This is a genomic window from Pseudomonas kairouanensis (assembly GCF_004682055.1).
Classification (GTDB): Bacteria; Pseudomonadota; Gammaproteobacteria; order Pseudomonadales; family Pseudomonadaceae; genus Aquipseudomonas; species Aquipseudomonas kairouanensis.
Map to the genome: position 1 here is coordinate 1 of NZ_QUZU01000003.1, position 12,330 is coordinate 12,330.

Below are 12,330 nucleotides of genomic sequence, written 5' to 3' on the forward strand. Positions count from 1 at the left end.
TACACCGCGTACGGTCAGGGTGGCGCCGAGGGAACCGCGACGGCCGTTCTTGACCACATCGCCCACCAGTGTGGTGCTCGACGGTTCACCGACGATGCACCAGTCCAGGCGCTCCTTGCGGGCGGCCAGGCGCTCGATCACCGCTTTGGTGCCGTGGTGCGCCGGGCCTTCTTCGTCGCTGGTGATCAAAAAGGCCACCGAGCCTTTATGGTCCGGGTAGTCGGCGACAAAACGCTCGGAGGCCACCAGCATCGCAGCCAGGCTGCCTTTCATGTCGGCGGCGCCACGCCCGCAGAGCATGCCGTTTTCATCGATCAACGCGTCGAACGGGTCGTTCTGCCAGGCCTGCACCGGGCCGGTCGGCACCACGTCGGTGTGGCCGGCAAAGCACAGCACCGGGCCGTCGTGCTTGCCGTGGGTGGCCCAGAAGTTGTCCACATCTTCGATGCGCATCGGCTCCAGCGCAAAACCGGCGTCGCCCAGGCGCTGCATCATCAGCTTCTGGCAATCGGCGTCGATCGGCGTCACGGAGGGGCGACGGATCAGGTCGATGGCAAGTTGAAGGGTCGGCGAAAGGTCGGCATGGGCCGTCATGGAAAACTCCGGAAATCGAGGCGACAACGTTCTAACCCCTGTAGGAGCGAGCTTGCTCGCGAAAAGCCCAAGGGTGCCGCGTGCATTCTGGATGCCCGTGCCATCGTTGACGGTTTTCGCGAGCAAGCTCGCTCCTACAGGGGTCATCTGTAAGGTTTGCAAAACGGCCGTTATCTTATAGCAAAACGGCGACCAGAGGCCGCCGTTTAGTGCATTGCGCAAGTTTTTACGCAGCGGGTGCGGGCTCCGCAGCTACCGAAGGTTTCGGCAGCGACGACAGGAACGCCATGACCAGCGCCGCCACGTACGGCAGCGACTGAACCAGCAGCATCACCACCCAGAAGCGAATGTCATTGCTCGGCAGGCCCTGCACCAGGTAGATCCCCAGCGCCGCCCCCCACAACAGCAGCATGATGAACATCTCTTCGCGGGCTTCGGAAATAGCTACCCAGAAGCCGTGGTTATCCGCGTTTTTCGGTGTACGAAAGAACGGAATACTGCTGGTGAAGAAGCCATACAGCACCGCCTTGGCGATGGTATGGGACAACGCCAGGCCAGCCAATGCGGCGCAGAACGCATCCTTGAGGTTCACGCCCACCGCACGGCGGTAGAGGAAGATGATCTTGCCTACCTTGAACACAAACAGCGCCAACGGCGGGATCGCGAAAATCAGCAACGGAGGGTCAACCCGCGTCGGCACGATGATCATCGCCGCCGACCACAACAACGCGCCCACGGTGAAGAAGATGTTCATGCCATCGGCCACCCACGGCAACCAGCCCGCGAGGAAGTGGTAGCGCTGGCCACGGGTCAACTCGGTGTCCTTGCCGCGCAGAAGGCTTGCGGTGTGACGCTTGATGATCTGGATCGCTCCGTAGGCCCAGCGGAAACGCTGCTTCTTGAAGTCGATAAAGGTATCGGGCATCAGGCCTTTGCCGTAGCTGTCGTGGTAATACGCGGCCGACAGGCCTTTCTCGAATACCCGTAGGCCCAGTTCGGCGTCTTCACAGATGCACCAGTCGGCCCAGCCCAGTTCTTCGAGCACCGAGCGACGGGTCATGGTCATGGTGCCGTGCTGGATGATCGCGTCACGGTCGTTGCGCGTCACCATACCGATATGGAAAAAGCCCTTGTATTCGGCGTAGCAGAGCTTCTTGAAGGTGCTTTCGTTCTGGTCGCGGTAGTCCTGCGGCGACTGCACCACGGCGATTTTCGGGTCGGCGAAGTGCGGCACCATGTGCTTGAGCCAGTTGGGCGACACGCAGTAGTCCGAGTCGATCACCGCGATCACTTCGGCGTCCTTGGCCGTGTGCGGGATCAGGTAGTTCAGCGCGCCACCCTTGAAGCCGGCCAGGGGCGCGACGTGGAAGAACTTGAAGCGCGGGCCCAGGGTTTCGCAGTAGTCGCGCACCGGTTCCCAAACCGCAGGGTCCTTGGTGTTGTTGTCGATGATCAGGACTTCGTAGTCCGGATAATCCAGCGCGGCCAGGGCGTCGAGGGTCTGTTTGACCATCTCCGGCGGCTCGTTGTAGCACGGCACATGGATCGACACTTTTGGGCGGTAGTCCGAATCCCCTTCCACGGGTAGGAATTCACGTCGACGTTTGTGAGTCCACACTGCTTCGGCCAGTTCATGGGCTTCGGTCAGCAGCACGATAAACACGCCAAGGGCGCCGAGGGCCAGAAGGATACCCACGGTCACACTGAACCAGGTGCTGTATTGCTGGCTGTAGTCGTAGCCGATCCACACCAGCACCGAACCGCACAGAAACGCGATAAAGGTCAGGAAGGTACGGCCACGCTGGCGCAGGGCCGAGCCGTCGATCATCAGCAGGGTCAGGGACAGCAGCGCCAGCACCACCGAACCAATGGCCAGCACGCGCCATTGCGGGATCGCCACCACCGGACCTTCAAAATTGAATTTCTGTTGGCGTGCGCCGTTGAATACACCCCAGTACGCCCCGGCCGAGCCTTCGTCGCTGACTTTCCATGGCTGATCGAACGCTTCGATCACGAAGTAGTTGTAACCCTGGCGATTGAGTTTGTTCACCAGTGTACGTAGGTAAATTGCCTGGTCTGCTGGCGACGTTTCGTTGCCACCGCGCATCCGGCCGTTGCTCGGCCAGCCTACCTCCGACAGCAGCAGGGGCTTTTTCGGGAACAGTTTCTTCAGGTCTTTGGCGCGGTCGAGTACGTATTGGCCGGCCTTGTCCATCGGAATGTATTCCCAGAACGGCAGGATGTGCGCGGCGATCAAATCGACGTGCTTGGCCAGCTGTGGGTTCTTTTCCCAGATGTCCCATTGCTCGGACGTCGTTACCGGCACTTTTACGGCGGCGCGAACCCGGTCCAGCAGCACGATCAGCGCCTCAGGCGTGATGTCCTTGCGGAACACCGCTTCGTTGCCGACCACCACCCGCACCACACTGCGTGAGCTGTTGGCGATTTCGATGGCGCGCTGGATTTCCCGCTCATTACGTTCCAGGTCCGGGCTGATCCAGATACCGAGGGTCACCCGCAGGCCGAATTCTTCGGCCAGTTTCGGGATGTCGCCCAGGGTGCCGTCGACCGAGTAAGTACGGATGTTGTCCGTCAGCTTGCTCATGATCTCGAGGTCGCGGCGCATCTGCTCATCGGTGGGGAATTGGTTTTTCTGTGGGAACTGGCCTTGTTGGAACGGCGAGTAGGAAAAACCGGAGATCTGCTCTGGCCAGTTGGGGGCGGTGACCGGGCGGTTGATCAACGCCCAGAAACCGGTGAACAGCGCGGCGATTGCCAGCACGATCACCAGGTTGAGTCCAAATTTACGCGATGCCATGGTTATTTCGGGTTCCAAAGGGTGTGGAACGAAAAGAGGTGCCGGCTTGCGCCGAACGGCGCGCATCCTACACCGACGCTTCCCTTAAGCGTATAGCCGACAGAGAAAAGCCGGACGTTAGTCAGCGAAAGGTCATCTAAGTTCTTTACTTGTAGCTTGTCGCTTCGAACTTGTCGCTGCGTAGTCCATAATGCGCGCCGGTTTTTGGGGTAATGGTCATGAGTACAGAAGATCCACGGTTTGCAGGCGTCGCCCGCTTGTATGGCATTGAAGGCCTGGAACGCTTGAAGGCGGCGCATGTGGCGATTGTCGGCGTTGGCGGCGTGGGGTCGTGGGCGGCAGAAGCCATGGCTCGGTGTGGGGTGGGCGAGATCTCGCTGTTTGACCTGGACGATGTCTGTGTCAGTAACAGCAACCGCCAGTTGCATGCGCTGGACGGCACCGTGGGCAAACCCAAGGTCGAGGTGATGGCCGAGCGCCTGCGTGGTATCAACCCCGATTGCACGGTGCATGCGGTGGCTGACTTCGTGACGCGCGACACCATGGCCGAATACATCACGCCCACTATCGATTGCGTGATCGACTGCATCGACGCCGTCAACGCCAAGGCTGCGCTGATCGCCTGGTGCAAGCGCCGCAAAATCCAGATCATCACCACCGGCGGTGCTGGCGGGCAGATCGACCCGACGTTGATTCAGGTGTGCGACCTCAACCGCACGTTCAATGACCCGCTGGCGTCGAAAGTGCGTTCAACCTTGCGCCGTGACTACGGCTTCAGCCGCACCGTGACCCGCCACTACAGCGTGCCGTGTGTGTTCTCTACCGAGCAACTGCGCTATCCCAAGCCGGATGGCAGCATCTGCTTGCAGAAGAGTTTTGTCGGCGATGGCGTGAAGTTGGACTGCGCCGGTGGGTTTGGCGCGGTGATGATGGTCACGGCCACGTTTGGCATGGTGGCGGCGACCAAGGCGGTGGACAAAATTGTGGCCGGGGTGCGCAGGCCGTCGGAGCGGGTCAAGCCTGCCTGAACCTTGCACAATTCAACATGTGGGAGCGGGCTTGCTCGCGAATGCGGTGGTTCAGGCAATGATGTATCGACTGACACACCGCTTTCGCGAGCAAGCCCGCTCCCACATTTAGTTTTGTGTAAGGCTCAACGCCCGCATGCGCTGCAGCACTGCATTCAGGCCATTGCTTCGCGACGGTGACAGTTGGCGCGATAGGCCCAGTTGATTGAACCAGTCCGGCAGATCGACCACCTGCAACTCGGCGGCAGACAGTCCATTGACCCGCGCCAGCAACAACGCCACCAACCCACGAATCAAGCGTGCATCGCTGGCAGCCGCAAACTGCCAATAGCCATCGCGCAAGTGCCCCACCAACCACACCAGGCTCTCACAGCCCTGCACCAGGTTGGCGTCGACTTTATCCTCGACGGTCAAGGGTGGCATGCGCTCGCCCCATTGCATCAGCATGCGCGCGCGCTGTTCCCAACTGCCGACGGCCTGGAAGGCTTCAAGGGCCGTGGCGGCATCAACGGGCAGGCTCATCGCAGCATGTCCAGTGCCTGATCCAGCGCCTCAAAAAAGCGCTCCAGGTCATCGGAATCGTTATACAGCGCAAGCGACACGCGGATCGCCCCCGACAAGTGCATCGCCTTGAGCAACGGCATCGCACAATGATGGCCGGCACGCACGGCAATGCCCTGCTCGGTCAGCAGGTGCGCGAGGTCGGCGTTGTGTACCCCCTCGACCACAAAACTCACCAGCGCCACCTGGGGCGAGCCCAGCACCTGCACGCCATTGCGCGCCTTGAGGCCGCGCAACAGGTAGTCATGCAGCGCCGCCTCATGGGCAATCACGGCCGCCTGATCCAGCGAACTCAGGTAATCCAGGCTGGCACCCAGGCCGATCACGCTGGCAATCGGCGGTGTACCGGCTTCGAAACCCAGGGGGGCAGGGCGAAAACTGGCGCTGTGGTAGTCGGCCAGTTGCACCATCTCGCCGCCAAACTGCCAGTGGCGCAGGTGATGCAGGGCTTCATTGCGGCCAAACATCACGCCAACGCCGTCCGGGCCGTACAGCTTGTGGCTGGAAAATACATAGAAATCGCACCCCAGGGCCTGCACGTCATGGCGGCCATGGACAATGCCTTGGGCGCCGTCGATGACCGTCAGGGCGCCATGGGGGCGCGCCAGGGCCAGCAGCGCTTCGAGGGGTTGCCAGGCCCCCAGTACGTTGGACAGCTGGCTCACCGCCAGCAGGCGAGTGCGTGGGCCGATCAACTCGGCGGCGGCGGCGAGGTCAATCACGCCGTCCTCACCCAGGGGCAGCACGATCAATTCCAGGGCGCGGCGCTTGGCCAATTGCTGCCAGGGCAGCAGGTTGGCGTGGTGTTCCAGGGCGCTGATGACAATCTCATCGCCCGCATTGAATAGATGCTCCAGGCCGTAGGCCAATAGGTTCAGCGCAGAGGTTGCGCCGTGGGTAAACACGATTTGCCCGCTGTCACCTGCGTTCAACCATTGTGCGACCTTGCTGCGGCTGTCTTCGAACGCCTGGGTCGCATGGGCCCCCGGCAAATGCTGGGCACGGTGCACATTGGCTGCGCCGTTGGCGTAGTAATGGCTGATGGCATCCAACAGGGCCTGAGGTTTTTGCGTGGTAGCGGCGTTGTCCAGATAGGTCTGGTCTTGCCGTTGCAGGGTGGCGATGGCCGGGAAATCGGCGCGCCAGGGGGAGGGCACAAGCATGGTGGTCAAGACTCGTATAAGCGAGCCCCAGGATCGGGGCCCGCTAGTGGCATCGAGTGGCTGCTTAGTTGTGAGCGTGCAGCGCTTCGTTCAGTTCGATGGCCGATTTGTGGGTTTTGCATTCCACGGCACCGGTCTCGGAGTTGCGGCGGAACAGCAGGTCTGGCTGGCCGGCCAAGTCACGCGCCTTGACCACTTTGACCAGTTGGTTCTGCTCGTCCAGTAGCGCAACCTTGGTGCCGGCGGTGACGTACAGGCCAGATTCCACGGTGTTGCGGTCGCCCAACGGGATACCGATACCGGCATTGGCGCCGATCAGGCAGCCTTCGCCGACCTTGATCACGATGTTGCCGCCACCCGACAGGGTGCCCATGGTGGAGCAACCGCCGCCCAGGTCCGAACCCTTGCCGACGAACACGCCCGCCGATACACGGCCTTCGATCATGCCCGGGCCTTCGGTGCCCGCGTTGAAGTTGACGAAACCTTCGTGCATCACGGTGGTGCCTTCGCCCACGTAGGCGCCCAGGCGGATACGCGCGGCGTCAGCGATACGCACGCCGGCCGGTACCACGTAGTCGGTCATTTTCGGGAACTTGTCCACCGAGAACACTTCCAGCAACTCGCCACGCAGGCGTGCTTCCAGCTGGCGTTCGGCCAGTTCGCTGATGTCGATGGCACCCTGGCTGGTCCAGGCCACGTTCGGCAGTTGCGGGAACACACCGGCCAGGCTCAGGCCGTGAGGCTTGACCAGGCGATGGGACAGCAGGTGCAGCTTGAGGTACGCCTCAGGGGTGGAGGTCAGCGCGGCGTCTTCGGCCAGCAGGGTGGCGACCAGTGGGGTGTGGCTTTCAGCCAGGCGGCTCAGCAGGGCCGCTTGGGCCGCGTCGACGCCTTTGAGGGCGTCAGCCAATTGCAGCGCCTGGGCAACGGTGAAGGTAATGGCCTGGTTGCCTTCGGTGTAACCGAGGATCGGAGCGATCGCCGCGACGATGTCGGCCGATGGGTTGAGCAGGGGTTGTGCGTAAAACACTTCCAGCCAAGCACCTTGGCGGTTCTGAGTGCCGACGCCGAAGCCCAGGCTGAACAGGGAATTGGACATGCTGTTACCTCTACAAAAATGGTAAGGGCTGGCCTACTTGAGGGCCGCCGAATAAATATCTGGCTTGAAGCCAATCAGGGTTCTGTCACCGAGATCGAGCACCGGGCGCTTGATCATCGAGGGTTGTGCGAGCATCAATTCAATGGCTTTCGACTGATCGAGATCGGCTTTGCGTTCGTCTTCGAGTTTGCGAAAGGTGGTGCCCGCACGGTTCAAAACCACCTGCCAACCGTGCTCGTTGCACCATTGGGTCAAGTGTTCGCGGTCGATACCGGCCGTTTTGTAGTCGTGGAACTCATAGCTCACAGCGTGCTCATCGAGCCAGGTGCGCGCCTTTTTCATGGTGTCGCACGCTTTGATGCCGAAAAGGTGCAACGTTTTGCTTGAAGCGGTCAAGGAATTGCCCCCCTTTAAGATGCTGGAAACCAAAGGTCCGGGATTATGCCACGACCAGGCGCCCGTGGTGCCTCCCGTCATGCTGGCGTGCGACTTATGTGCAAATGCCTGTTGGCAGCCAGGCCGGTAACATAGCCGGCTAATATGGCACTTCAACTGTGCGTCGTTGCCTGATGTGTGTCGTAGTAAGTCGATTGTCCGGGAAACCCGCTTTATGCAAACCGCCTACACCGTTCTTATCCTGCTGATGCTGGTCAGCGTTTCGCGTCTGGTCGGGCGTGTCATCCCTCTGCCGTTGCCTCTGGTGCAGATCGCGGCCGGTGCCTTGCTGGCCTGGCCCACCTTGGGCCTGCATGTGGCGCTGGACCCGGAGTTGTTCCTGTTTCTGTTCCTGCCGCCGCTGCTGTTCTCCGATGGCTGGCGTATGCCCAAGCGCGAATTGTGGCGGCTGCGCGGGCCCATCCTGACGCTGGCGGTGGGGTTGGTGCTGTTCACGGTGGTCGGCGCGGGTTACTTCATTCACTGGATTTTGCCTACGATCCCGCTGCCGGTGGCCTTCGCCCTGGCGGCGGTGCTGTCGCCGACGGATGCCGTGGCGGTGTCGGCCATTTCCCAGAACCGCCTGCCCACGCCCTTGATGCATATGCTGCAGGGCGAAGCGTTGATGAACGATGCTTCGGGTCTGGTGACCTTCAAGTTCGCCTTGGCAGCGGCGTTGACCGGGGTGTTTTCCCTGGCGGATGCCAGCCTAACGTTCGTGCTGGTCGCAGTGGGCGGCCTGGCGGTGGGTGTGGCGCTTAGCTGGTTGGTGGGCCGCTTGCGCGCCTGGATGATCGCCCGTGGCTGGGACGACCCGGCGACTCACGTTGTGTTCATGTTGCTGCTGCCGTTTGCCGCCTATGTGCTGGCTGAACGCCTAGGGGCGTCTGGCATTCTCTCGGCGGTGGCGGCGGGCATGATGCAAAGCTGGCTCGACCTGCTGCCGCGCCAGACCAGTACGCGCCTGCTCAACCGCAGTGTTTGGTCGTTGCTGGAGTTTTCCTTCAATGGCTTGATCTTCCTGCTGCTGGGCTTGCAACTGCCGGACATCATCAAGGCCGTGGTGAGTCACGAGCCAACCCTGTGGCCGACCCTGTTCTATCGTTGCCTGGATGTGATCGCGATCTTCCTGGTGTTGGTGCTGCTGCGGTTTATCTGGGTGCAAAGCATCTGGCGCCTGTCGGGCTTACTGCGCAAGCTGCGTGGGAAAAGTGAACTGACCCTGGTGCCCACCGCACGCTCCTGCTGGCTGCTGACCGTCGGTGGCGTGCGCGGTGCGGTGACCCTGGCCGGTGTGATGTCGGTGCCGTTGCTGCTGGCGCCGGGCCAGGACTTCCCTGAGCGCGACTTGCTGATCTTTATTGCGGCCGGGGTGATCCTGCTGTCGCTGGTTGCCGCGTGCGTCGCCTTGCCCCTGCTGTTGCGTGGCATCGAGAAAAGCCCGGATGAAAAACGCCATAACGAAGTGCGTGAGGCCTGGAAGAAGACTGCGGTCGCAGCGATCCACGCGCTTGAAGCCGAAGAGCCCGCAGAAGCGGAAACCCAGGACGCCGCCCAGGCCGCGCTCGCCGCTGAGTTGAAGGCACGGCTGATGTCGGAATACCGCCATCAATTGGAGGTGTTCAACGACTCGGCCGAGGCCCAGGCCCTGGCACAGCAGATGGACCTGCTTGAACGCAAATTGCGCCTCAAGGCCCTGCGGGCACAGCGCTTGGAGTTGTATAGCTTAAGCCGTCATCACCAGATTGGTGATGACGTTTTGCGCGAGGTGTTGGCGGAGTTGGATATGAGTGAGGCGAATCTTGGGACAGCGAAGGCATGATCGATGTAGGGTCTGAATTTTCGGACATTTCCCCCTTCCCTGAGACGAAGTCTGCCGTTGTCGAGCGGTGTAACAGGTCAGTGTTGAGATCAGGCAGTGTTTTTTGGAAGGGTAATATTGGTGAATCCTAACGCTTGTGCAAATAGTTGCTTAACCGCGCGAGCGGTATCCTTTTTGTTGCCCCCCCAGTGAAGACTCATGGTGGGACCTGAGGGGTCGATGTTTCTGGCATCGGAGCCAATCGCAGACCATGACTTGCCATCGGTACTCAACGAAATCCGGATATCGCCATCTGCCTGGTCGGTGAACTGGGTTTGAGTGCTTAAATGAGGTTGTAATTTTTTTATGTTGTGAGTGATAAATTTTTTCTGCTCGTCAGTCATGTCGAGTAATGAAATCGTGACAGTTGAAACAGCAGGCCAGAGTTTATTCAGCACAACAGTAGCGTTTAGTTTTTCGACAGTGTCCTTGATAGATGGGCCTGTTCGTGGAGGGTATAGCGTACGCAGGAGTGCTATGTCACCTTCTGAAAGCTGATTGTTTTTCGGTATGGCAGGAGCGCCATTTAGTTCTTTTGAAGTGAACTCGTAATGCATGATTGATTTCGGGTCGTACTGTGTAAAAGTGGGGCCCTTTTTTTGCCGCTTTATGATGTTTGTTATGTTGTTTTTTATATCTTTTTCTGGGTTCTTGGAGCCTTCGAAACGAGGTTTTAGCTCTTCCTCATCAAAACTTATCTTGCGGTCCGGGTGCTGATGCTCATGTAAAACACCAATAGCGTGCAAACCCTCATGTATCACGGTGGCAATTATGTTTTCCGGCGGGCGGTTGAAGTCGAAGAGCATGGTGGGCTCCAGCGGATTCGATCTTTTTGCATCCGTACCCACGCGTGAAGATCCATTGGAGCCTTTTTCACTGCTAGGGCTTATACGGATATCCGCATCGGGGCCTGGAACGTATTTGAAATTCAGGTTGATGTGCGGGGTGATCTTGCCAAGACCTTGTTTTACGAGTTTTTGTTGGTCTTTGGTCATCCCGTTGAGTGCAATAGTGATGGTTGAGTGCTGTGGCCATTTTCGGCCAGTCGCTCCGATACCACGTTTAGTTCTAATAACCGGTGCGGAGTCGGTAGTTTGTGGTTGGTTGTCGTTGGAATAGTTTGAAATTGTGGGGGTGGCATTTTGAGGGCTGTAGGGGCGAACTATTGTGTTCATAGGATGTTGAAGCCTGTGTAAGTGCTTTGGCGAGCGCTACGCGATAGCTGGTAACCCCTAAGAGGGCCAACTGGCGAAGATAACGTGATAAATGAATCTTCAGTCTGGAAGATACTGAATCGTACGTTATGTGGTCCGTGCGGCTTACAGGTTCCAGTGATAGGTATTTTTTTATGGCGGGAGTTGCTGGGTCTTTCTCAAGGGGTGATGACGCCAAGAGCGGTACTGTTCTCCCCTCGGGTACTGCCCGCACTGCATTGCGCAGTGCGGGTTTGGTGCAGTTACTTGTTGCGTTGAATGAAATCCCGAATCCGCTCCGCCGCTTCCACACACTCCGCCAACGGCGCAACCAGCGCCAGTCGCACACGCCCGGCGCCTGGGTTGAAGCCGTCCACTTCGCGGGAAAGGTACGACCCCGGCACCACGGTCACATGCTCTTCGACGAACAAGTCGCGGCAGAACGCGGCATCGTCGCCATTCACATTCGGCCACAGGTAGAAACCACCGTCCGGGCTTTGCACGTCCAACACCGGCTTGAGGATCGCCAATACGGCGTCGAACTTCTCGCGGTACAGGTCACGGTTGGCCAGTACGTGGGCCTCATCCTGCCAGGCAGCAATGCTCGCAAGCTGGGTTTGCACCGGCATCGCGCAGCCGTGGTAGGTGCGGTACAGCAGGAAGGCCTTGAGGATGTCAGCGTCACCCGCCACAAAACCCGAGCGCAGGCCCGGCAGGTTGGAGCGCTTGGACAGGCTGTGGAACACCACGCAACGCTTGAAGTCCTGGCGGCCCAGTTCCACGCAGGCGCTCAGCAGGCCCGGCGGCGGGGTTTGTTCGTCGAAGTACAGTTCGCTGTAGCACTCGTCGGCGGCGATCACGAAGTCGTATTCGTCGGCCAGGGCGATGAGTTTTTTCAACGTCTCGACCGGGATCAAAGCACCGGTGGGGTTGCCAGGGGAGCAAAGGAACAGAATCTGGCAGCGCTTCCAGATATCCGGCGTAACGGCGTCGAAGTCCGGGTTGAAGCCATTGCTGTCCAGGCACGGCAGGTAGTGCGGCTTGGCCCCGGCGAGGAAGGCTGCGCCTTCGTAGATCTGGTAGAACGGGTTCGGGCTCACCACCAGCGCATCGTCACCGCGATTGACCACGGTCTGGGTAAAGGCGAACAGCGCTTCGCGGGTGCCGTTGACCGGCAGGATGTTGCGCGCTGGGTCGAGCCAGCCCTTGGGCACATTGAAGCGGCGTTCGCACCAGGCGCCGATGGCCTCGCGCAAAGCCGGGATGCCCAGGGTGGTGGGGTAAACCGCCATCTGGTCGAGGTTATTGCTCAGCGCCTCGGCCACGAAGGTTGGGGATTTGTGCTTGGGCTCGCCGATGGACAGGGCGATCGGGCGTTTGTCCGGGTTTGGCGTGACGCTACCCAGCAGGGCGCGCAGTTTTTCGAACGGGTAGGGCTGGAGTTGGTTCAGGGCGTTGTTCATCGAAAATCTCGTTCAATTCGGTTGAAAACATGCGGTCTACTGGGCAAAGCAACTCCAATGTGGGAGCGGGCTTGCTCGCGAAAGCGGTGGAACAGTCAGCTTATATGCGGCTGAT

At 59.9% G+C, this 12,330-nt stretch carries 10 protein-coding genes; 2 read left to right on the plus strand and 8 right to left on the minus strand.

The genetic code is table 11. The features are described 5' to 3' along the window. Both DYL59_RS03855 and DYL59_RS03860 read right to left on the minus strand, forming a co-directional pair. Window positions 1–594: M20/M25/M40 family metallo-hydrolase (locus tag DYL59_RS03855; RefSeq protein ID WP_135287983.1), on the minus strand; the 594-nt coding region annotated here is incomplete at its 3' end. A 226-nt stretch (window positions 595–820) separates the two neighbouring features. Beyond that, a complete protein-coding gene (locus DYL59_RS03860; protein ID WP_135287984.1) occupies window positions 821–3,412 on the minus strand; it encodes a glycosyltransferase in 2,592 nt (863 codons plus the stop codon). Window positions 3,413–3,630: 218 nt separating this feature from the next. Between DYL59_RS03860 and tcdA the strand changes: the two genes are divergently transcribed. Next, window positions 3,631–4,440: a tRNA cyclic N6-threonylcarbamoyladenosine(37) synthase TcdA gene (tcdA, locus tag DYL59_RS03865; protein ID WP_420359263.1), complete on the plus strand. Its 810-nt coding sequence runs from the start codon at window positions 3,631–3,633 to the stop codon at window positions 4,438–4,440. 108 nt (window positions 4,441–4,548) lie between these two features. On the opposite strand, the gene DYL59_RS03870 is transcribed toward tcdA, so the two are convergent. The 4 genes from DYL59_RS03870 to DYL59_RS03885 all read right to left on the minus strand — a co-directional run bounded on the left by DYL59_RS03870 (window position 4,549) and on the right by DYL59_RS03885 (window position 7,659). Beyond that, complete coding sequence (locus DYL59_RS03870) at window positions 4,549–4,962, minus strand: SufE family protein (RefSeq protein WP_135287986.1); 414 nt, start codon at window positions 4,960–4,962, stop codon at window positions 4,549–4,551. Further along, on the minus strand, window positions 4,959–6,164 hold the full coding sequence (locus DYL59_RS03875; RefSeq protein ID WP_135287987.1) for an aminotransferase class V-fold PLP-dependent enzyme: 1,206 nt from the start codon (window positions 6,162–6,164) through the stop codon (window positions 4,959–4,961). Before DYL59_RS03875 ends, DYL59_RS03870 begins: the two co-directional genes overlap by 4 nt. Window positions 6,165–6,228: 64 nt before the next feature. Beyond that, complete coding sequence (gene dapD, locus DYL59_RS03880) at window positions 6,229–7,263, minus strand: 2,3,4,5-tetrahydropyridine-2,6-dicarboxylate N-succinyltransferase (RefSeq protein WP_135287988.1); 1,035 nt, start codon at window positions 7,261–7,263, stop codon at window positions 6,229–6,231. A 33-nt stretch (window positions 7,264–7,296) separates the two neighbouring features. Next, window positions 7,297–7,659 carry an ArsC family reductase gene (locus tag DYL59_RS03885; protein WP_135288166.1) on the minus strand — a complete coding sequence of 121 codons (363 nt, stop codon included), beginning with the start codon at window positions 7,657–7,659 and terminating at the stop codon, window positions 7,297–7,299. Window positions 7,660–7,873: 214 nt separating this feature from the next. Between DYL59_RS03885 and DYL59_RS03890 the strand changes: the two genes are divergently transcribed. Then, a complete protein-coding gene (locus DYL59_RS03890; RefSeq protein ID WP_135287989.1) occupies window positions 7,874–9,520 on the plus strand; it encodes a Na+/H+ antiporter in 1,647 nt (548 codons plus the stop codon). 89 nt (window positions 9,521–9,609) lie between these two features. On the opposite strand, the gene DYL59_RS03895 is transcribed toward DYL59_RS03890, so the two are convergent. After that, window positions 9,610–10,734, minus strand: a complete 1,125-nt coding sequence (locus tag DYL59_RS03895; protein WP_135287990.1) for a M12 family metallopeptidase — start codon at window positions 10,732–10,734, stop codon at window positions 9,610–9,612. 281 nt (window positions 10,735–11,015) lie between these two features. Then, the gene (gene dapC, locus DYL59_RS03900) at window positions 11,016–12,215 is read right to left on the minus strand and encodes a succinyldiaminopimelate transaminase (protein ID WP_135287991.1); all 1,200 of its coding nucleotides are present in this window, start codon (window positions 12,213–12,215) and stop codon (window positions 11,016–11,018) included. Between the last annotated feature and the right edge of the window lie 115 nt (window positions 12,216–12,330).

Bases quoted from the DNA above. Each gene is read 5' to 3' on its own strand.
- tcdA (WP_420359263.1), top strand. From the start codon at position 3,631: ATGAGTACAGAAGATCCACGGTTTGCAGGCGTCGCCCGCTTGTATGGC.
- dapD (WP_135287988.1), bottom strand. From the start codon at position 7,263: ATGTCCAATTCCCTGTTCAGCCTGGGCTTCGGCGTCGGCACTCAGAAC.
- DYL59_RS03895 (WP_135287990.1), bottom strand. From the start codon at position 10,734: ATGAACACAATAGTTCGCCCCTACAGCCCTCAAAATGCCACCCCCACA.
- DYL59_RS03860 (WP_135287984.1), bottom strand. From the start codon at position 3,412: ATGGCATCGCGTAAATTTGGACTCAACCTGGTGATCGTGCTGGCAATC.
- DYL59_RS03890 (WP_135287989.1), top strand. From the start codon at position 7,874: ATGCAAACCGCCTACACCGTTCTTATCCTGCTGATGCTGGTCAGCGTT.
- DYL59_RS03870 (WP_135287986.1), bottom strand. From the start codon at position 4,962: ATGAGCCTGCCCGTTGATGCCGCCACGGCCCTTGAAGCCTTCCAGGCC.
- dapC (WP_135287991.1), bottom strand. From the start codon at position 12,215: ATGAACAACGCCCTGAACCAACTCCAGCCCTACCCGTTCGAAAAACTG.
- DYL59_RS03875 (WP_135287987.1), bottom strand. From the start codon at position 6,164: ATGCTTGTGCCCTCCCCCTGGCGCGCCGATTTCCCGGCCATCGCCACC.